The 20,495-nt window shown below is 65.9% G+C and carries 19 protein-coding genes and 1 tRNA gene; 7 read left to right on the plus strand and 13 right to left on the minus strand.

Annotated features, from left to right (window positions below; translation table 11 throughout):
* Nucleotides 1–56: 56 nt before the first annotated feature.
* Both KAJ83_RS07025 and KAJ83_RS07030 read right to left on the minus strand, forming a co-directional pair.
* Nucleotides 57–473: a response regulator gene (locus tag KAJ83_RS07025; protein ID WP_210681348.1), complete on the minus strand. Its 417-nt coding sequence runs from the start codon at nt 471–473 to the stop codon at nt 57–59.
* Between the two features lie 187 nt (nt 474–660).
* Nucleotides 661–1,458 carry a hypothetical protein gene (locus KAJ83_RS07030; protein ID WP_210681349.1) on the minus strand — a complete coding sequence of 266 codons (798 nt, stop codon included), beginning with the start codon at nt 1,456–1,458 and terminating at the stop codon, nt 661–663.
* 317 nt (nt 1,459–1,775) lie between these two features.
* Here KAJ83_RS07030 and KAJ83_RS07035 point away from each other — a divergent pair, with 317 nt between their 5' ends.
* Both KAJ83_RS07035 and KAJ83_RS07040 read left to right on the plus strand, forming a co-directional pair.
* Entirely contained in the window at nt 1,776–2,438 is a 663-nt protein-coding gene (locus KAJ83_RS07035; RefSeq protein ID WP_210681350.1) for a class I SAM-dependent methyltransferase, read from the plus strand.
* A 182-nt stretch (nt 2,439–2,620) separates the two neighbouring features.
* Nucleotides 2,621–3,199 (plus strand): rhodanese-like domain-containing protein, encoded by a 579-nt coding sequence (locus KAJ83_RS07040; protein WP_210681351.1) that lies wholly within the window; start codon nt 2,621–2,623, stop codon nt 3,197–3,199.
* A gap of 197 nt (nt 3,200–3,396) precedes the next feature.
* Here the strand turns inward: KAJ83_RS07040 and KAJ83_RS07045 are convergent, their stop codons facing one another.
* The 7 genes from KAJ83_RS07045 to KAJ83_RS07075 form a co-directional block, all read right to left on the minus strand.
* A complete protein-coding gene (locus tag KAJ83_RS07045; protein WP_210681352.1) occupies nt 3,397–3,900 on the minus strand; it encodes a GNAT family N-acetyltransferase in 504 nt (167 codons plus the stop codon).
* 17 nt (nt 3,901–3,917) lie between these two features.
* Nucleotides 3,918–4,940, minus strand: a complete 1,023-nt coding sequence (locus KAJ83_RS07050) for an ABC transporter ATP-binding protein (RefSeq protein WP_210681353.1) — start codon at nt 4,938–4,940, stop codon at nt 3,918–3,920.
* Nucleotides 4,937–5,953 (minus strand): ABC transporter ATP-binding protein, encoded by a 1,017-nt coding sequence (locus tag KAJ83_RS07055; RefSeq protein WP_210681354.1) that lies wholly within the window; start codon nt 5,951–5,953, stop codon nt 4,937–4,939. The genes KAJ83_RS07050 and KAJ83_RS07055 overlap by 4 nt, the downstream gene beginning before the upstream one ends.
* Nucleotides 5,954–5,970: 17 nt before the next feature.
* Complete coding sequence (locus KAJ83_RS07060) at nt 5,971–6,966, minus strand: ABC transporter permease (protein WP_210681355.1); 996 nt, start codon at nt 6,964–6,966, stop codon at nt 5,971–5,973.
* A gap of 10 nt (nt 6,967–6,976) precedes the next feature.
* Nucleotides 6,977–7,963, minus strand: coding sequence for an ABC transporter permease (locus tag KAJ83_RS07065; protein ID WP_210681356.1), 987 nt, complete (start codon nt 7,961–7,963; stop codon nt 6,977–6,979).
* A gap of 146 nt (nt 7,964–8,109) precedes the next feature.
* Nucleotides 8,110–9,705 (minus strand): ABC transporter substrate-binding protein, encoded by a 1,596-nt coding sequence (locus KAJ83_RS07070; protein ID WP_210681357.1) that lies wholly within the window; start codon nt 9,703–9,705, stop codon nt 8,110–8,112.
* Nucleotides 9,706–9,942: 237 nt separating this feature from the next.
* Nucleotides 9,943–10,019 (minus strand) — tRNA-His (locus tag KAJ83_RS07075).
* Nucleotides 10,020–10,190: 171 nt separating this feature from the next.
* Between KAJ83_RS07075 and KAJ83_RS07080 the strand changes: the two genes are divergently transcribed.
* On the plus strand, nt 10,191–11,378 hold the full coding sequence (locus tag KAJ83_RS07080) for a pyridoxal phosphate-dependent aminotransferase (RefSeq protein WP_210681358.1): 1,188 nt from the start codon (nt 10,191–10,193) through the stop codon (nt 11,376–11,378).
* Between the two features lie 34 nt (nt 11,379–11,412).
* On the opposite strand, the gene amrB is transcribed toward KAJ83_RS07080, so the two are convergent.
* Nucleotides 11,413–12,867 (minus strand): AmmeMemoRadiSam system protein B, encoded by a 1,455-nt coding sequence (gene amrB / locus KAJ83_RS07085; protein ID WP_210681359.1) that lies wholly within the window; start codon nt 12,865–12,867, stop codon nt 11,413–11,415.
* 114 nt (nt 12,868–12,981) lie between these two features.
* On the opposite strand from amrB, the gene amrS reads away from it, so the two are divergent.
* A complete protein-coding gene (amrS, locus tag KAJ83_RS07090; RefSeq protein ID WP_210681360.1) occupies nt 12,982–14,139 on the plus strand; it encodes an AmmeMemoRadiSam system radical SAM enzyme in 1,158 nt (385 codons plus the stop codon).
* Between the two features lie 19 nt (nt 14,140–14,158).
* On the opposite strand, the gene KAJ83_RS07095 is transcribed toward amrS, so the two are convergent.
* A complete protein-coding gene (locus KAJ83_RS07095) occupies nt 14,159–14,482 on the minus strand; it encodes a putative quinol monooxygenase (protein ID WP_210681361.1) in 324 nt (107 codons plus the stop codon).
* 107 nt (nt 14,483–14,589) lie between these two features.
* Between KAJ83_RS07095 and KAJ83_RS07100 the strand changes: the two genes are divergently transcribed.
* Nucleotides 14,590–15,372: a dimethylarginine dimethylaminohydrolase family protein gene (locus KAJ83_RS07100; RefSeq protein ID WP_210681362.1), complete on the plus strand. Its 783-nt coding sequence runs from the start codon at nt 14,590–14,592 to the stop codon at nt 15,370–15,372.
* 38 nt (nt 15,373–15,410) lie between these two features.
* Here the strand turns inward: KAJ83_RS07100 and KAJ83_RS07105 are convergent, their stop codons facing one another.
* Together KAJ83_RS07105 and KAJ83_RS07110 are read right to left on the minus strand one after the other, a co-directional pair.
* A complete protein-coding gene (locus KAJ83_RS07105) occupies nt 15,411–16,145 on the minus strand; it encodes an SOS response-associated peptidase (protein ID WP_210681363.1) in 735 nt (244 codons plus the stop codon).
* 6 nt (nt 16,146–16,151) lie between these two features.
* Complete coding sequence (locus KAJ83_RS07110; RefSeq protein WP_210681364.1) at nt 16,152–16,826, minus strand: CDP-alcohol phosphatidyltransferase family protein; 675 nt, start codon at nt 16,824–16,826, stop codon at nt 16,152–16,154.
* A gap of 416 nt (nt 16,827–17,242) precedes the next feature.
* Between KAJ83_RS07110 and KAJ83_RS07115 the strand changes: the two genes are divergently transcribed.
* Nucleotides 17,243–19,252 carry a ribonucleoside-diphosphate reductase subunit alpha gene (locus tag KAJ83_RS07115; protein ID WP_210681365.1) on the plus strand — a complete coding sequence of 670 codons (2,010 nt, stop codon included), beginning with the start codon at nt 17,243–17,245 and terminating at the stop codon, nt 19,250–19,252.
* Nucleotides 19,253–19,313: 61 nt separating this feature from the next.
* Nucleotides 19,314–20,273, plus strand: a complete 960-nt coding sequence (locus KAJ83_RS07120; protein WP_210681366.1) for a ribonucleotide-diphosphate reductase subunit beta — start codon at nt 19,314–19,316, stop codon at nt 20,271–20,273.
* Nucleotides 20,274–20,495: the final 222 nt, after the last annotated feature.

The following is a 20,495-nucleotide window of genomic DNA, read 5'->3' on the forward strand; positions in this document are numbered from 1 at the left end:
AAGAATTCCGCCGTTCGATCCACCCAGACACACCAGCGTAGGCGGAGCCGGTTTGATCACTGTTGCCCGTCATCATGCTCCTCATCGGAATGACCGATGCCGGAAGGTCGGTCCGTCCGGCTCACGGTCTCGATCGTCTCGAACAATGCGTTCGGCTTGAACGGCTTTCTGATCGTCGCGTCGGCGCCGAGAACCGGGGCATGGTTCAAGAAGTGGGCCAATTCACCCTGGGCACCGGACATCATGATGAACCACATGCCCAGCCGTTTGCGACGAACCGTGCGCAGGAGCTCGAATCCTTCCGCCCCCGGCATCAGAAGATCGCACAGAATAAGGTCCGCGGGCCACACCTCCAGAACATCCAACGCCTCGAGCCCGTCCGCCACGCATCGCACCTCGTGGCCGGCCTCGCTCAACAGGGCGTCGAGCGCATCGCGCAACATCGCATCATCATCGACCACGCAGATCAACACGCGAAAGCGCTCCCCCTCAAGGTCGGACCGTCCGCCAAGTCGAGGGAGTTTAGCCGTTCCAGACGGCAGAACCTAGGATTCTTACGTAGAACCGAAAGTACCGTGACGACCGCCTGGACGGCGCCAAGACGGGGTCTGGATGGAACCATGCCGTGCAGGCCGGCGTGAGGGTGGACGCGCGCTCGGTTCAGCCCATGATCTCGAAGCTGCCGGAGGCGTCCTTCTGGAAATTGGAAATGGTCTCCGTCATGGACTCCGACTCCGGTGCCCGGATATCGCCGATACGCTCGCAGCTATAGCCGTCGCGCGTGATGTCCCGGACGACCACGATCACCGTGCGCCGCCCACCGCTATCAGCGTTGCGCGGAATGAACCGGCGCACATAAATATCGCGCGAAAGCGGATACCCCTCTTCCTCGATCTTGCGGAGATAGGGCACGATCTGCGGGTCTGGACCGATCCCGCTTCCGGCGGTCCGGTCCGATTCAGCCCCACCCGTTTCGGCGCCGTCCGGTTCGGCTTGATCCACCTCGATATCAGCCGTTTCCTCCACGTCCCCATGCCAACCCGAGATGCAGTAGTCGAGCGCGTAGAACCGTCGTTGGCCAAGCCGCAATGTATCGCCCCGGGGTATCTCGTACCCTTCCTCCGATTCGATCAGGTGCAGGATGACGAAGCGCGCGGGAACCGACGGCTGTATATCGTAATAGAGCCATCCCGAACCGCCGAACATGCCCGGCGCATCGATCGACACTTCCCCATCCAACTCATATTCATAGGAGATATTGATCCGCTCCGAATCGGGAAAAATGATCTGCAGCGCATTTTGGCGGTCATAGGTGTTTCCGGCGACCATCGGCGCTTGGCGGACCATGAGTTCCGGATTGAAATAGGGATCATGCTCAAGCCCGGAACATCCGGCGAGCGTCGCGAGCGCCAGGGCGGAAAGTACAGCGCGCCCGGCCCGCGCGGCGGCGTTCGGCATGCACCCTGCCCCGCCCTTCGCCCCGCGCTCTGTCCCGCCCTCTGCACGGAGCCTCCGCCCCTGCCGTCCGGACATGACGCCATCCGTTCCATGTTGACCCATCGTGCGGTCCCTCGGTTCCTAGATACTTCGACACCAAGCTTGGTATAGCTACCATATATGCCAAATTCGCGCCACTCTCACGCAAGAAATTGACACCATGATCGGTGGCTTGCCTATCCCGCCGGGCCGCGCGAGGCTGCCCGCGCGGTCGCCCGCGCGGTCGGAAGCCGTCATCACCGACCGTCGATTATGTCGATTCAGGAGATTCCCCCCTCATGACCAAAAGTTCGCTCGGCCTCGACCCGGCCCTTCAGTCCTATCTTCTGTCCGTCAGCTTGCGGGAGAGCGACATCCAACGCCGCCTGCGCGAGGAGACGGCCGAGTTGCCCTTGCGCATGATGCAGATCGCGCCGGAACAGGGCCAATTCATGGCCCTTATGGTGGAATTGACCGGCGCGCGCCGGGCGATCGAGATCGGAACCTTCACCGGCTACAGCGCCCTGACCACCGCGATGGCCCTACCGGCGGACGGGCGTCTCATCGCCTGCGACGTCAGCGAGGAATGGACCGCGATCGGCCGCCGTTACTGGGAGGAAGCCGGCGTCGCCGACAAGATCGACCTTCGTATCGCACCCGCGATGGAGAGCTTGAGCGCGCTGCTGGAAGCGGGGGAGCAGGACAGCTTCGATATCGCCTTCATCGATGCCGACAAGACGAATTATCAGGCCTACTACGATGCCTGCCTGGAACTGATGCGCCCCGGCGGGCTTATTATGATCGACAATGTCCTCTGGGACGGCGCCGTCGCCTATCCCGAGAAGAAGGATAAGGATACCGAGGCGATCCGCGCCCTCAACGCGCGCCTCAAGGAGGATGAGCGGGTCTCCCTTTCCATGGTGCCGATCGCCGACGGGCTGACGCTCTGCCGCAAGCGGTAAAGAGCGTCGGCAGGCAACGGGCGGCGGGCGGCGCTCAGGATGCACCGTCCGTCGCACCGATTAACCCACCATCCAACGCATTCTCTTCGCGCCGCCCCGAGCGCGGATCGTGCAGGGACTTGCAATATCCTGCCGGCACCCGAAGTAATTATTTCGTTTGCCAAACCATTTCGGGGGTTTCAATGAGACTCTTCCACGCGATACCCGCCCTGTTCCTTCTCGCCGCGTGCGCGGCGCCGCACAATGTTCCCGCCAACAGGCTCGCCACGGCGAACCCGCCTCCCGCGCCCGTCGCGCAGGAGGACAAGGATTGGGGGATCAACGCTCCGGACGGCTATATGTCCGAGAGCTATCACCACCCGACGCCGATGACGGTGCCCGGCGCGACGACCCTTCTGACGTCCGAATTACTGCTGCGCGTTCAGCAACCGACGCCGCCGGTCCTGGTCGACGTGCTGGGCGGCGATCCGCATCCGACCATCCCGGGCGCCGCCTGGGTCAAAGGCGGCGGACTTTCCGGCGACATATTCACGCCGGAGCGCGAGGAGCGCTTCGCCGATACCTTGGAAACCCTGACGGGCGGCCAGATGGATCGGTATCTCGTATTCTTCTGCCAGGATTCGAGTTGCTGGCTTTCCTGGAACGCCGCGCGGCGCGCGGTCGTCCTGGGCTATACCAATGTCTATTGGTATCGCGGCGGCGTGACGGCATGGCGCGCGGCCAACCTGCCGACGGTAACCGCCGCCCGCTATCAGTGGTAATCAATGTAGGGTGATCGAAGGGGCGGGATCCGACGGGATATCCCGCCCCTTTTCCCCTTATACCAAATCTTGCTGATCACGCCCCATGCGGATCGCGTTCGGCTTTGGTCGGGTGGGAAGGGTGGCGCGGGCGATGCGCTCCTGGCCGAGAACCCGGGAGGGACGTCCCCATGGGTCGTGATCAACAAGATTCGGTATTACCCGTCCAAGTCGATGACCATGCGGAAATTGGTCAGCGCTATTCCATGGCGCACCGGCCGTTGCTCACGCAGCACATGCCAGCCCCGCTTCTCGAAGAAACGCCGTGCCAAATGACTGGCATCCGTCGTCAGGCGGCGGAGCCCCGACGTTCGCGCAACGCTCAAAACCGCATTATAGAGTGCATCCGACACGCCGGTCCCGAACCGATCCGGCCGGACATAAGCAAGGTCGATATGCCCCGCGTCGGTCAGGCTCATGAAACCGAGCGGATCGCCCTCCCCATCCTCTTCATCGTCCGAGGCCGCCAACTCGACCGCGATCAGCGTGGTCATGCTGCCCAGGCGCGCCGCCCATTCCGCCGTCTCCGGCGGAGCCGGCGCCCAGGCGGCGAGCTGTTCCTCGGAATAGGCCCCGACGGCGCCCTCGCGGATGCTGGCATGGAAGAGACGCGCGGTCGCCGCCGCGTCGTCGTCCGGACGGAAACGGCGGATATGCAGCATGACCCGTCGCGCGGCCCCTATGGCCGCCCCTCCCCGATACGTCCTTCCTCGACGCCGTGACAGGCGACGGCACGGCCCCGCCCGAGGTCGAGGCGTTCCGGCGCCTCCCCCACGCATCGGGTACCGTCATTGTGCGTGCAGCGGGGGTGGAAGTGACAGCCGCTCGGCCTGTCGATCGGATCGGGTATCTCCCCCACCACCGTCTCCGCCGTGCGACCGAAGGCATCCAGCCGGGGCGCCGCGTCCAGCAACATGCGCGTATAGGGATGGCGTGGCGCGTCGAACAACGCCGCGCGCGGCGCCGTTTCCACCAGACGGCCGAGATAGAGGACGCCGATGTGATCCGCCATATAGCGCACGACGGACAGATCGTGGCTGATCATCAGATAGGTGAGCCCCAGATCGCGTTGCAGATCGCGCATCAGGTTGAGCACCTGGCTCTGTACCGAGACGTCGAGGGCGCTCGTCGGCTCGTCGCAGACGATGAATTCCGGCTTGGAGGCGAGCGCCCGGGCGATGCAGATGCGCTGGCGCTGCCCGCCGGAGAATTCATGCGGATATTTTATGCCATCGAGGGCGGAGAGACCGACCTGCTCCAGCAACTCGCCGACGCGGCGCTTGATCGCGCGGGCGTCCGCCTCCAAGCCGAAGGCCCTAACCGGCTCGGCGATGATGTCGCCGACGCGCCAACGCGGGTTGAGGCTGGCATAGGGGTCCTGGAAGATCATCTGAATGCGCCGGCGCAGGGCCGTTTGCCCGGCCAGATCGCCCTGCGCGAAGAGGTCGACACCATCCACCGTGACCGTCCCCGAACTCGGCCGCAGCAGACCGACGATCATCTTGGCGATGGTCGATTTGCCCGATCCGGATTCCCCGACCAGGGCGAAGGTCTCGCCACGCGGGATATCGAAGGTCACGTTCTCGGCCGCCGTCAGGAAGACCTTCTCCTCCCGTTCGATCATCCGGTTCAGCCACGGCTTGGAGACATCGAAGACCCGGCCGAGGCCGCGCGTGCTGACGAAGGGTCCGGGATCGCTCATGTCGCCGTCCCCTCCGCTTCGCCTGCCCCCGAAAGCGCGGGGTCCTCCGGGTCGTAGAGCCAACAGGCGACGGCCCCCGCCGCCGTCGGGATCGGGTCCGGCCGCTCCCGGTCGCAGCGCGCGAACGCCTTGGGACAACGCGGATGAAAGGCGCAGCCGCTGGGGATCGCGCGCAGCCCCGGCATGGAACCGGGAATCTGATGCAGCCGCCCCCCCGCGCCCAGCGTCGAGGGCGTGGAGCGCATCAGGCCGACCGTATAGGGATGCTTCGGACGGGTCAGGACATCCGGCGTCGGCCCGATCTCCGCCAGACGGCCCGCATACATCACCGCAACGCGGTCCGTCGCCTCCGCGATCACGCCCATATCGTGGGTGATCAGCATGACGGCGGCGCCGCGCTCCCGGCACAGCCGCTTGAGCAGCGCGATGATCTGCGCCTGGACGGAGACGTCGAGCGCCGTCGTCGGCTCGTCCGCGATGACGAGATCCGGCTCCGCGGCGAGCGCCAGGGCGATCACCACCCGCTGACGCATGCCGCCGGAGAACTCATGCGGATAGCTGTCGATGCGCCGGGCGGCGGCGGGAATGCCGACCTCGTCCAGCGCGGCGATCGCCCGGCGGCGCGCCTCCGCCTCCCCCACCGGAAGGTGGGTCCGGATGGTCTCGACGATCTGGTCGCCGATCCGCAGCAGGGGGTTGAGGCTGGTCAGCGGGTCCTGGAAAACCATGCCGATGCGGCGTCCCCGGATGCGCCGCATCGCTTCCTCGGAGAGACGATGGATCGGCTCCCCATCCAGCAGCACCGCGCCCGAGGCGATCCGCCCCGGCCGGTCGATCAACCCGACGACGGCGCTTCCCATCATCGACTTGCCGGCGCCGGATTCCCCGACGACGCCCAGAATCTCGCCCCGCGCGATGTCGAAGCCGACACCGTCCACCGGGCGCAGCACGCCGCGACGGGTCGTGAACTCCACCACCAGATCGCGGATCGACAAGAGCGGTCGGTCGATCATGGCGCGTCCCTCCCGCGCTAGCGCAGTTTCGGATTGAGGACGTCGCGCAGCCAATCGCCCAGCAGATTGACCGACAGCGCGAGCACGAGAAGCGTCAGCGACGGAAACAGGATGATCCACCATTCACCGGAGAAGAGGAAATCCTGCCCGACCCGGATCAACGTGCCGAGCGATGGCGTGGTCGGCGGCGCGCCGACGCCGAGGAAGCTCAAGGTCGCCTCCGCGATGATGGCGAGCGCGAGGCCGATCGTCCCGATCACCAGCACCGGCCCCATCACGTTCGGCAGGACGTGCCGCACCATGATCGGGATGCGCCCCAGGCCGATCAGGCGCGCGGCCTGGACATATTCCTTCTCCCGCTCGACCAGGGTGGCGCCGCGCACGGTGCGCGCGAACTGCACCCATTCGGACAGGCCGATCGACAGGATCAGGATATAGAGCGCCGCGTCATTGCGCATCTCGACCGGCACGAGACCGCGCGCGATGCCGAAAATCAACATCGCGATCAGGATGGAGGGAAAGGTGAGCTGGATATCCGCGATCCGCATGATGAGGGTATCGATCCACCCGCCGAAATAGCCCGACACGAGGCCGAGCGTCACCCCCAGCACCCCCGCGAACAGCACCGAGACGACGCCGACGAAGAGCGAGATGCGCAGGCCGTAGAGAATGGCGGAGAAGATATCGCGCCCCTGATCGTCGGTGCCGAGCAGATAGAAACTGCCGGTGAACTGATTGGCGCTGAAGGGCGGGGTGAAGCCGTCCATCAGGTTCAGTTGCGCCGGATCGTGCGGGTTCTGCGGCGCGATCAGCGGCCCTAACAAGGCGCCCAGGACCAACAGCATGACGAGGGAGAAGGCAACGATCGTCACCGGCGAGCGCTTGAAGGAGAAATAGACGTCCGAGTCCAGGAAGCGGACCGCCTTGTCCTTCAGCCAATTGGGCTCCGCCACCAGCGCCTCCGCGCCGGTCGCGTCGCCGTTCCGCGTTCGGGTGCCGTCGTGATCCGTCATGGCGTCTCCCTCAAGCCCCCTTGCCCGGCGCATCGAACCGCAGCCGCGGGTCGATCGCGAAATAGAGCAGATCGACGATCAGATTGATGGTGACGAAAACCGTGCCGACCAGCAGCAGATAGGCCGCCATCACCGGGATATCGACGAAGAAGATGGCGTTCACGAAAAGCAGCCCCACCCCCGGCCACTGGAACACCGTCTCCGTGATGATCGCGAAGGCGATGATGGAGCCGAGTTGCAGCCCCGTCACCGTGATGACCGGGACCAGCGTGTTCTTGAGCGCGTGCCCGAAATAGATCGCCTGGCGCCGCAAGCCCCGCGCGCGGGCGAAGCGGATATAGTCGGTGCGCAGCACCTCCAGCATCTCCGAGCGCACGAGGCGCATGATCAGCGTCATCTGATAGAGGCCGAGCGTGATACCCGGCAGGATCAACGACTTCAGCCCCGAGGCGGTCAGCAGGACACTGTCCCAATTCTCCGTGATCGCCACCGTGTCGCCCCGCCCGAAGGAAGGAAGCCAGCCGAGTTCCACCGCGAAGATCCAGATCAACAGGATGCCGATCAGGAAGGTCGGCAACGAAACCCCGACCAGGGAGACGGACATGACGATATTGGCGAGCACGCCGTCGCGCCTGATGCCCGTATAGACGCCGAACAGCACCCCGAAGACCAGCGCGAACAACGCGGAAACCATGGCGAGTTCAAGGGTTGCCGGCAGGCGTTCCGCGATCAGTTCGGAGACCGGCCGGCCGAGCCGGTAGGAAATCCCGAACTCCCCCTGCAAGGCATTGCCGACGAAGCGGACATATTGCACCGGGATCGGATCATCGAGGCCGAGGCGCTCGATCAACGCTTCGCGGTCCGCCTGGGTCGCCTCCTGGCCGAGCAGATTCTCGACCGGGTCCCCCATGAAGCGGAAAATGCAGAAGGCGACGAGCCCCACCGTGAACAACACGGCGACCGCCTGTCCGACACGTCTGATGATGAAAGCCAGCATCGCGGGCACGGTCCCTATGGTCCAAGGCCGATCGCGTCAACCATTGCCCCCTGGGGAAGGCGCGACGCGATAGGGCTTGGACGGGGAACGGGGCCGCCCCGGCGCGCATGATACGCGCGCCGGGGCGGCCCGGGTTCACCGGACCGTCAGTTGAAGGTCATGTACTTGAAGTGCGGCTGATCCTCGGGCTGCACGTCGAAGGCGACATTATCCTTCATGCCCCAGTTCAGCACCTGATGGTGGATCGGCAGATAGATGCGATCCTCCTGCAACTGCGCCCAGATCTCGGCGATCGTGGCATCGCGCGCCGCAAGATCGGTCTGGGACGCGAGCGAGACGATCTTCTCGTCCAGCTCCGGATTGGAATAGCGCGTGCCGTTCCAGCTCCCCAACTCGTCGGTCTTGGTGTGGACCAGGAAGTTGAAGATGTACTCGCTATCGAAGGTCGGCACGCCCCAGCCCAGCATGTAGAAATCCGTCTCCCACTTGCTGATCAGCGGGAAATGCTGCGCCTTCGGCTTGGCGTCGAGGGCGACGTCGATGCCGATCTGACCCAGCATGCCGACGGCGGCCTGACAGATCGCCTCGTCGTTGATGTAGCGATCGTTCGGGCAGTTCAGCGTGACCGAGAAGCCGTCGCCATAGCCGGCCTCCGCCATCAGGGCCTTGGCCTGCTCCACATCGTGCGCGGGGTATTCGTCGAGTTCCTCGGTCCAGCCGTTGACGAACGGGGGCATGATGACGCCGGCGGGGATCGACTGCTCGCGCATCACGACCTGACGGATGGCCTCGCGATTGATCGCCATGTTCATGGCACGGCGCACGCGCACGTCGGCGAAGGGATTCGCGCCCTCGACATTGTCGCTCGTCAGATCGTCGCCGCCGACATTGAGGCCGAAGAAGATCGTGCGGTTCTGCGGGGCGGTGACGACCTTGAGGCCATCCTGCTCGCCGACGCGGCCCAGATCCTGGACCGGCACGTCCTGGATGAAGTCCACCTCGCCCGACAGCAACGCCGCGACGCGGGTCGCCGCCGACTGGATCGGGGTATAGACGATCTCCGTGACCTCCAGCGGGAAGCTATCCTTGCCCCAATAATCCGGGTTCGCCTTGAGGACGGTTCGCTCGTCCGGCGTGCGGCTTTCCAGCATGTAGGCGCCGGTGCCGTTGGCGTTCCGCACGGCATAGTTCTCGCCGCCGGCGGCGAAGTCCTGCGGATCGGCCGCGTCGTTCTCCGTCGTCCAGCCTTCATCCATGATGAAGAGGTTGGTCAGGTTGTTCGGCAGCAGCGGGTTCGGCCCGTCGGTCACGAAATCGACCGTCAGATCGTCGACCTTCCTCACCTCGGCGATCGAGTTGAGAAGCTCCTTCATGCCCGAGGTCGGCTTCATCGCCCGTTCGATCGAGAAGACGACGTCATCGGCCGTGAAGGTCTCGCCACCGTGGAACGTCACCCCCTCGCGCAGCGTGAAGCGCCAGACCGAGGGGTCATCGGTCGGCGCCCATTCCGTCGCCAGCGCCGGAACGACCTTGCCCTCCATGTCGCGATGAAGCAGCGGCTCGTAAATCTGATGAGAGAGGGTGTGCGTCGGCCCCTCGTTCTGCGCGTGCGGATCGAGCGTCAGCGAATCGCCCGCGCGCGCCCAGCGCAGCGTCTCCGCCTCGGCCGTGCCCGGCCCCGTCAGGCCCCAGGACGAGACCGCGACGCCGGCCGCGAGGGCCAGTGCCATAGACTTCTTCATGATATCCCCTTTCCCTGTTTCGTCAGAGGGTTATTGTAACCTCTTCAACATCCCTACCAACCCCGCGGCCATTTAGCGGGGTGGCGCCCATCCGGATCTCATTGCCCTGGACCGGAAACTGGGCATCGGTTGGCCCCATTAAAACGAAAAGGAGGCCGGTTCGTCACTCACTTTCGCGCGAGACGGATGGGGAAAGTACCGATAGGGCGTAGGGGAAAGGAGAGAATGGCGGGAAAATGGGGTGGCTGATCGGGTTCGAACCGACGACCTCCTGGACCACAACCAGGCGCTCTAACCAACTGAGCTACAGCCACCACGATGAAGGCGCCGCCCCTGACCGGGCCGGGCGGGAGCGCTTCTACGCCGTTCGTTTGCGAGCGTCAAGCATCGCTCGTTCACGCGCCCCTCACAGCGGACACGCTCTTGCCGAATCCCGCGCGAGCGCCTAACCAAACGGGAATAAATCCGAGGATCGGGAGGCCGAGATGCTGAAAACCGCCGCGAACCTGCAGAACCTGGGCACGGAAACCGCCTTCGACGTGCTGGCCCGCGCCGCGCGGTTGGATCAAGCCCGGCGCGCCAAGGGCGAGGCGCCGGTGATCAATCTGGGCATCGGCCAGCCGGATTTCCCGACGCCGGCGCATATCGTGGAGACGGCGGTGAAGGCGCTACGCGACGGCCATCACGGCTATACCCCGGCGCAAGGCATCCCGGCGCTGCGCGAGGCGGTGGCCGCCGACCTGAATGCCCGCCATTCGGTCGAGGTCGACCCGGAGCGCGTCGTCGTCGTGCCCGGCGGCAAGCCCACCATGTTCTTCGCGATCCTGATGTTCGGCGAGCCGGGGGCGGAGATCATCTATCCCGATCCGGGCTTCCCGATCTATCGATCCGCCATCGAATATTCCGGCGCGAAGGCCGTGCCCCTGCCGCTGCTGGAGGAGAACGCCTTCGCCTTCCGCGCCGATGACGTGATCGCCCGGATGACGGAGCGCACGCGACTCGTCATCGTCAATTCCCCGGCCAACCCGACCGGCGGCGTCACCCCGGCCGAGGAGATGGACAAGCTCGCCGCCGCGCTGGCGGAGCGCCCGGACGTCGCCATCCTGTCCGACGAGATCTATTCGACCATGCTCTATGACGGGCGGGAACACCGCTCGATCCTGAGCTATCCCGCATTGAAGGATCAGGCGATCATGCTCGACGGCTGGTCGAAACGCTATGCCATGACGGGATGGCGCCTCGGCTATGCCGTCTGGCCGGAGGCATTGGTCGAAAGCGTCGTGCGGCTGTGCGTCAATGATCATTCCTGCGTCAACGCGCCGACCCAGTTCGCCGGGATCGCCGCGCTGGAGGGACCACAGGACGCGGTGCAGGAGATGCTGACCGCCTTCGACGCACGCCGCCGCGTGATCCTGGAGCGCCTCAACGCCCTGCCCGGTTTCCGATGCGTGGAGCCCGGCGGCGCCTTCTATGCCTTCCCCAATATCGAGGGCACGGGCCTGACCGCCAAGCAGGCCCAGGATCGCCTGCTGGAGGAGGCCGGCGTCGCCGCCATCGCGGGGCCGAGCTTCGGCGTTCATGCGGAGGGCTATCTGCGCTTCTCCTACGCCAATTCGACCGAGAATATCGAGGAGGCGATGACGCGCATCGGCGCGCTGCTGGAAACCCTCTGACACACGCCCCGAATAGCCACCGGCGGGGTCCGGGTCAGGAGGCGCCGCCCTCCGGCGCCGCCCGCCGCGCAATCTTCGTCACGGAATAGCGCCACGCCTTCATCGTCGGTGACCAGTGGTCGGGGGCGAGGCCCGCCTTGCGCTTCAACTGGGCGAGGAATTGGGCGGGCTCCGGGATCTGCTCCCACACCTGCGGCAGGAAGGTCGCGCGGCGCCTGCCGTCCTGGATGATGAGGCCGTCCCGTCCGGGCCTCAGGGCCGCGATCAGGTCGGCCTCCTTCTCCAGTCCCGTAATCTCCGCCGCCGGGGAAAGCAGCGAGATCGAGCAGGAGAGCGCCCCCCGCTCCGCCTTCGTGACCGGCGGGAAGCGCGGGTCCTTGAAGGCGGCGGCGTGGGCGTTCTTGACCAGATCCTCGATCAACGGCCGGTGCGCCTCCAGGCTGCCGATGCAACCGCGCAACCGCCCCCCTTTCTCGACCGTCACGAAGGTCGCGCCGGGCGCGCGCAGTTCGGGCGCGAAACTCGCCACATCGACCGCCGGCGCCTTGCCGGTTTCCAGCGTCCGGTCGATCACCGCATCGACGATGTTCAAAAGCCGAACGCCTTGCGTGCGGCCGATCTCCGCCATCGTCTTCGTTTCCGTGGGCGTGGCCGCGCCGTCGCTCAGGGCCCAGGCGCCATAGCCGACCACCCTGTCCTTCGGCCCCTTGGTATCGCCGGAGGAGCAGAGCCCCACCCGCTCGATCCCCATGCCCCGGCGGCGCGCGAGGTCGAGCAACCCGGAAACCGGCACCCGGCCGCACGCCTGCTCCCGCCCGATCGATCGCCAGTCCAGCGCCTCGATCGCGGCGGCGGTCCGGCCGTCGAGGTCCCGCGCGGTTTCATAGTCCAGATAGTGGCTGAGGTCGCTGGAGATCACGATCCGCGTCTCCGGTCCGCCCCACAGGGCCTCCAGCACCGCCGCCACCGCCGCAGCATCGGCACGGCCGACCGCGAAGGGGGCAAGCGTGAAGCCCTTCGGCAACAGCCGTTGCAGGAAGGGAAGATGGACTTCCAGGCTGTGCTCCTGGGCATGGGCCGGATCGGAGACGGTGACCTGCGGCAATGCAGCCACCGCGTCCAACTGCGCCCTGGCCAACGGCACGGGGCCGAGCGGCGTCTCCCAGGCCCGCGCCGAACTGGTGGCCAGCCCTTCGACCGACACCCGGTGACAGGGGCCGAGCAGGACGATCCGCTCGATCTCCCCCGCCGCCGGCTGAAGACGCTTATAAGCCGCCGCCGCCAGCGCGCCGGAATAGACATAGCCCGCATGCGGCGCGATGATCGCCTTCGGCGCGGGGCCGGTAGGCGCCGGGGCCTCCGCCAGCATCCGGTCCAGCATCGCGGCCAGCGCCGTCGGCTCCTTCGGATAGAACATCCCGGCGACGGCGGCCGGACGGATCGACGGCGCGTCGGGGTTTTCCGAGTCCGGGGCGCGGAGCTGGGTCATCGCGGGCCTCCTCCTGTCAGCGGGCCTCTTTCCATGATATCGTATGAAGCGTCCCGAATGCGAGGGGCCTCCATTAAGAGCGGCCCCGCACGCGAGCGACCGGCGAGGCAGGCGATGTCCGATCAAGCGGTCATTCTACCCGACGAGGCGATAGAGGGCGTTCCGGCGCGCCACTGGCAGTGGCTGGCGGACGGGCGCATTCAATGCGACGTCTGCCCGCGCGAATGCAAACTGAAGGAAGGCCAACGGGGTCTGTGCTTCGTCCGGGCGCGGACTGGCGACCGCCTTGTTCTAACAACTTACGGAAGGTCTTCCGGATACTGCATTGACCCTATTGAGAAAAAGCCTCTCAATCATTTCCTTCCCGGCACCCCGGTTTTGAGCTTCGGGACGGCGGGCTGCAATCTCACCTGCAAGTTCTGTCAGAATTGGGACATCTCCAAGAGCCGGAAGATGGACAGACTGATGGACCAGGCCCCGCCGGAAGCGATCGCGGAGGCCGCGCGGCGAACCGGCTGCCGATCCGTCGCCTATACCTACAACGATCCGGTGATCTTCCTGGAATATGCGACGGATGTCGCGGCGGCCTGCCGCGCGCGGGGAATCAAGAACGTCGCGGTCAGCGCCGGTTACGTGAAGGAGGCCGCGCGGGAGGATTTCTTCGGCGCCATGGACGCGGCCAATATCGACCTCAAGGGCTTCACGGAGGATTTCTATCGCAAGCTCTGCACCGGGCAGCTCGGCAATGTGCTGGAAACCGTAGACTGGCTCGTCAACGAAACCGATGTGTGGGTCGAACTGACGACGCTGCTGATCCCGGGCGAGAACGATTCCGAAGCCGAATTGGAGGCGCTGTGCCAATGGGTGATGGAGCGCCTCGGCCCCGACGTACCGATTCACTTCACCGCCTTCCACCCGGATTACCGCATGCGGGACAAGGAGCGCACGCCGGCCGAAACCCTGTTCCGCGCCCACCGCATCGCCCGGAGCGCGGGCATTCACCATGCCTATACCGGCAACATCCATCACGAGCCGACGGCGACCACCTATTGCCCCTGCTGCGAGGCGCCGGTGATCGGGCGCGACTGGCACCAACTGACCCGGTGGGCCATCGGTCAGGGCGGCCATTGCACCAATTGCGGCACCGCGATCGCCGGCCATTTCGAAGCCCGGCCCGGCACATGGGGGCGCAAGCGCAAGCCGATCCGCCTCGGCGATTTCGCGCTTGTCCCGGACGCGCGCCCGCGGCGGCCGTCCCAGCCCTCCCGCTAGGCGGCCTCGCCCGCGACGCCTATTCCCGGGCGCTGGGCGGCGGATCGATCGCCTCCGGGCCGATCAGCGTCCAGGTTTGAAGCTCCCGCCCCTTGGTCCAGGGATCGACGGTCCCCCGAAAATCGGCGAAATAGCCGGTCGCGCGATGCGCCTCGACCGCCTTTTCGTCGGTATAGACCTCATAGAGATGGAAGCGTGTCTCGTCCTCCGGATCGGTGGCCACGTCGAAACGCAGGCACCCCGGCTCGTTCGCCAGCGATTGGGCCGCCTGCCCCAAGACGGCGGCGCGGAAGGCCTCCACCCGGGACGATTCCACGGTGAAGACGACGGACAAGACGATCATGAACGGGCTCCCTCATTTTCCGGTTGGCGCGCGTGGCTGGTCGGATCGCGAGTCTATCAGTCTTCATCCTGGAATCGAGGGCCGCTTGCCCCGATACTGACCCCGCCATGTCGACCGATTTCACCCATGCCCTGGTTCGCACCCCGCCCGCACGCGTCGCGGACGGCTTACGCGCCGTCGATCACGGCGCGCCGGACCCGGCCGCCCTGATGGCGGAGCACGCGGCCTATGTCGCGGCCCTGCGCCGGGCCGGCCTCGATGTCGAGATCCTGCCGCCGCTCGACGACCTGCCCGACAGTCTCTTCCTGGAGGACCCGGCGCTGGTGTTCGAGACGGGCGCCATCCTGCTGCGCCCCGGCGCGCCCAGCCGCTTCGCGGAGGCGGAGGCGCTGGCCCCGGTGCTGGAAAACCGGTTCGCGCCGACGACCCGCCTGCCCGGCCCCGGCCATGTGGACGGCGGCGATGTACTGCGGCTCGGCGATCGCGTCATGATCGGCCTGTCGGACAGGACCGACCGGGCGGGCGCGGAGGCGCTGGTCGCCGCGCTCGACCGCCTGGGCCTCGTAGGCGAGATCGTGCGCACGCCGGAGGATGTGCTGCATTTCAAGTCGGACTGCGCGCCGTTGGGCCCGGAGCGGGTGTTGAGCACGGCGCGCCTGGCCGCCTCCGGCGTTTTCCGGGGCCTCGATGTCCTGACAGTGCCGGAGGGGGAGGAGCCGGCGGCGAACGCGCTTCGCCTCAACGGGACGATCCTGGTGGCCGAGGGCTTTCCGCGCACGGCCGATCTATTGGCCGGCACCGGCTGCGCGGTCGAGATACTGGCGGTGGCGGAAATGGCGAAGCTGGATGCCGGTCTTTCCTGCCTGTCGCTGCGCTGGCGGAATAGTTGAACGGCGCCCGTTCTTTCAGCCCCTCCGGCCCTCCTCTCTCAGAACAACGACATCTGCCCGCGCGTATCGGTTGGCGGCGCGCGGTCTAGCTCGATCGGCTCCAGAAGGCCGGCATCGTCGTTACGCACGTCGTTGAGCCCGCGGTCGACGGGGAAGAACTCCAGCATCCGGCCGCCCGCATAGGGGGTCAGCAATGCCTCCGCCTCCCCCTGCCCGCCGCCGAGCCAGGTGTCGAACGCCGCCGGGTCCAGGATCACCGGCATGCGGTGATGCAGTTCCGCGATCGCGGGCGCCGCATCGGTTGTGACGATGGCGCAGGTCTCCAACTCGCTGCCGTCGGCGCCCTGCCACCGCTCCCACAGGCCGGCGAAGGCGAAGGGACCACCGTCGGCGAAACGGATTCGGAAAGGCTGCTTGCCGCCCTTCATCGTCTTCCATTCATAGAACCCATCGGCGGGGAGAAGACAGCGCCGGCGCTGGAACGCCTTCTTGAAGGCGGGCTTCTCGCGCACGGTCTCGGCGCGGGCATTGATCATCTTGGACGCGATGCTCGTATCCTTTGCCCAACCCGGCACCAATCCCCAGCGCTGGATCGCCGCGCGCGGCCCGCCCTCATAGGCATCCTGGTCGCGCAGCCCGTCGCCACGCAGAACCGCCAGCACCGCCTGCGCCGGCGCGATATTATAGCGTGGCGGCAGATTCGGCAGTTCCTTGAACCCGAACAACTCGCGCAAGCCGTCGACCGGCGTTTTCAGGGAATAGCGTCCGCACATCGTCCTTCATCCATCCCGTCTTCCCGGGCCGCCGGCCCCGCTGCCCCCGCCCCTGGCGTCGCCCCCATCATCCGGATCGCGAAAATGCCGCCGGGCCATCGCCACCCGACCCACGACCGTCGCGGCGCACAATAGCGCGTAGCCATAGGCGATCCAGGGAAAATACCGGGGCATAAGGCAGGCCGCCAGGAAGACGAGGATCGTCTCCGTCCCCTCCGCCAAGCCGCCCAGGTAATAGAAGCTCTTGCGCCCCCGCGCGCGCGTGGAAAGTCCCCGCTTCGCCGCGATCGTCGCGAAGGCGAGGAAAGCCGAGGCCGTGCCCATGAAGGCGAGGAGCAGCACGGCCGCCGGCAACGCGTTGCGCGCCGGGTCGGCCAGCGCGAAGCCGACCGGCACGGCCGCGTAGAAGACGAAATCGGAGACGATGTCGAGATAGCCGCCGAAATCCGTCAGCCGCGTGTGCCGCGCGACCGCCCCATCCAGCCCGTCGGCCAGACGGTTCAGGAGAATCAGGACGAGCGCGATGGCGAATTCGCCCGCGCCCAAGGCCCAGACGGCACCCGCGCCCGGAACCAGACCGGCGAGCGTCACCCAGTCCGCGGAAACCCCGAGACGCGCCAGGATCGCCCCGGCCCGGTCGAGCGGGGGATCGATCAGCCTGCGCGCCGCGCTGTCCAACATCGGTCCTGTTGACCCTCCGTATGGGAGCCGTTACCCGCCACTCTGCCCTGGCCGGGGCCGCCGCGCATCCATGATCCCACGCCCGACGCGTCCGATTGTGGCGAAACCGGGACATCTTCCTTTGACGGGGAAAGGGCTTCGCTATATCTTGGTGCTCGCTGACCCGGTGACACGATATATGGTGCTCATATGGTGTTAATCCACAGTCACCGGGGCGATAGCGACCTGTGGAAGTCGGGGACAAATTTCTCGCGCGACCGGCATGTCCCGAGTTGGGAGGCCGTCGACGGTGGGGCCGCGAGGAACCCCTGTGGATAAGTGCCGAATAGTCGGCGAACAAGTGAACGAGCATGACGGGCCGCTTCAAGATATTGGGGCATGGCCCGTCCGATGGTCCGAACTGGGGAAAGACAGCGATGCCTGATGGGTCCTACAAGGCGAGCGACGAAACCCGCGCCAACGCGAAACGCGACGTGGACGAGGCGCTCCTGCGTCTGCGCGCGCGGGTTGCGACGGAAGGCGGTGTTCTCGATCTGGAGGGCGACCTCGATATCGAGGCGCGCGACCATAAACAGAACGACCGCGGTATCAGCGTCGTGGTCGACCGGGAGCGCGACGGGAACCTGACCCCCTTCGGCCTCGCCACGGTCGAGGACCGCTATCTCCTCCCAGAAGAGGAGCCCCAGGACATGTTCGCGCGCGTCGCGATGCATTTCGCCGACGACAGCGCCCATGCCCAGCGGCTCTACGACTATATCTCCAAGCTCTGGTTCATGCCCGCGACGCCGGTGCTGTCCAATGGCGGGGCGAAGCGCGGCCTGCCGATCAGTTGCTTCCTGAACGAGGCCAATGACAGCCTGGAGGGCATCGTCGGCCTGTGGAACGAGAATGTCTGGCTCGCCGCGCGCGGCGGCGGCATCGGCAGCTATTGGGGCAATCTGCGCTCGATCGGCGAGACGGTCGGGCAGAACGGCAAGACCTCCGGCGTCGTTCCCTTCATCCGGGTGATGGATTCGCTGACGCTGGCGATCAGCCAGGGGTCGCTGCGCCGGGGCTCGGCCGCCGTCTATCTGCCGATCTGGCACCCGGAGATCGAGGAGTTCCTGGAAATCCGCCGTCCGACCGGCGGCGATCCGAACCGCAAGGCCCTCAACCTCCATCACGGCGTGCTGCTGACCGACGATTTCATGCGCGCGGTCGAGGAAGATCTGGAGTGGAAGCTGCAAAGCCCGAAGGACCGCAGCACCATCCGCAAGGTGCGCGCGCGCGATCTGTGGATCCGCATCCTGACCGCGCGGATCGAGACGGGCGAGCCCTATGTCATCTATATCGACCATGTGAACAACGCCCGGCCGGAGCATCAGAAGCTCGCGGGACTGGAGGTGAAGACCTCCAATCTCTGCTCCGAGATCACGCTGCCGACCGGCGAGGATATCTGGGGCATGCAGCGCACGGCGGTATGCTGTCTTTCCTCCCTCAATCTGGAGAAATATCTGGAATGGGAGGGCGATGAGCGCTTCATCGAGGATGTGATGCGCTTCCTCGACAACGTGCTCCAGGATTTCATCGACAACGCGCCCGATGATTTCGTGCGCGCCAAGTATTCGGCGATGCGGGAACGCTCGGTCGGGCTCGGCGTCATGGGCTTCCACAGCTTCCTGCAAAGCCAGATGATCCCCTGGGAAGGGGTGATGGCGAAGGTCTGGAACAACCGGATGTTCCGCCATGTTCGGGCCAAGGCGGACGCGGCCTCCGTGGCGTTGGCGCGCGAGCGCGGGGCCTGCCCCGACGCGGCCGAATTCGGGATCGAGGAACGCTTCTCCAACAAGATGGCGATCGCGCCGACGGCCTCGATCTCGATCATCTGCGGCGGCGCCAGCCCGGGGATCGAGCCGATCGCGGCCAACAGCTTCACGCACAAGACGCTGTCCGGCAGCTTCTCGGTACGCAACAAGCATCTGAAGGCGCTGCTGGCGGAGAAGGGCAAGGACGACGACGACACCTGGTCCTCGATCTCGATCAACGAGGGGTCGGTCCAGCATCTCGACTTCCTCACCGACGAGGAGAAGGACGTCTTCAAGACCGCCTTCGAGATCGACCAGCGCTGGTTGATCGAGCATGCGGCCGACCGCGCGCCGCATATCTGCCAGGCGCAGTCGCTGAACGTCTTCCTGCCGGCCGACGTGCATAAGCGGGAGCTGCACCAACTCCACTTCCAGGCCTGGAAGAAGGGGATCAAGAGCCTCTATTACTGCCGCTCCAAGTCGATCCAGCGGGCGGAGGCCGACGCCTCCATCCTGAAGCCGCGCTCCGACACGTCGGCCGGTCAGATGGGGGGCTCCGTTGCCGTGCCCATGATGGGCCGGGTCGGCGGCGGCAAGCCGCAGGACCCGCCGGATTACGAGGAATGCCTGAGCTGTCAGTAACCCCCGACAGCCGCGCGGCGCCACGAGACGCAACACGGGAAAACCAGGATACCGGAACGATATGAGCCTCCTCGACGCCAGCCCCGTCTACAAGCCGTTCAGCTATCCCTGGGCCTATGATGCGTGGCTGACCCAGCAGCGTATCCATTGGCTGCCGGAGGAAGTGCCGCTGGCCGACGACGTGAAGGACTGGCACCGCAACCTGACGGAGGGGGAGCGGAATCTCCTCACCCAGATTTTCCGTTTCTTCACTCAGGCGGATGTCGAGGTGAACAACTGCTACATGAAGCGTTACGCGCAGGTGTTCCAGCCGACCGAGGTGCAGATGATGCTGGCCGCCTTCTCCAACATGGAGACGGTGCATATCGCGGCCTACAGCCACCTGCTGGACACGATCGGCATGCCTGAGGTCGAGTACCAGGCCTTCCTCAAATACAAGGAGATGAAGGACAAGTACGACTACATGCAGGGCTGGGGCATGGAGACCAAGCCGGATATCGCCAAGACGCTGGCGGTCTTCGGCGCCTTCACCGAGGGGCTGCAGCTCTTCGCCAGCTTCGCCATGCTGATGAACTTCCCACGCAACAACAAGATGAAGGGGATGGGTCAGATCGTCAGTTGGTCGGTGCGCGACGAGTCGCTGCACACCACCTCGATCATCCGCCTGTTCAAGAGCTTCGTGGCGGAGAACCCGGAAGTCTGGACCGAGGATTTCCAGACGGAACTGCAGGACGCCTGCGCCACCATCGTCACCCATGAGGACGCCTTCATCGACCTCGCCTTCGAGCATGGTGACGTGCAGGGGCTCTCGGCCTCGGAGGTGAAGCAGTATATCCGCTATATCGCCGACCGGCGGCTCGGCCAACTCGGCCTCGACCCGCTCTACGGCGTGGAGAAGAACCCGCTGCGCTGGATGGACGAGATCCTGAACGGCGTGGAGCACGCCAATTTCTTCGAGAACCGGGCGACCGAATATTCCAAGGCCTCCACCCAGGGCACCTGGGAGGATGCGTTCGCGTAACAGGCGCGCCGATCGCTATCGGGTCGATAGGACCGGCGCGTACAGGACCCCTGGCGCTCCCTGTCGACCCTGTGCCCCTCCCCCGCCGACCGCCGGTCGGCGGGGGTTTTGTTCATGCCCCCTCCCGGCACGCGCGCCGCGCCTTTCCAAAAGAAAAACCCCGCGCGCCCGAGGGGCGGCGGGGTTCTCCCGTAACAGCTTATCCGACAATCGCCGGAACGC

Source organism: Marivibrio halodurans, from assembly GCF_017963645.1.
Taxonomy (GTDB): domain Bacteria; phylum Pseudomonadota; class Alphaproteobacteria; order UBA8366; family Aestuariispiraceae; genus Marivibrio; species Marivibrio halodurans.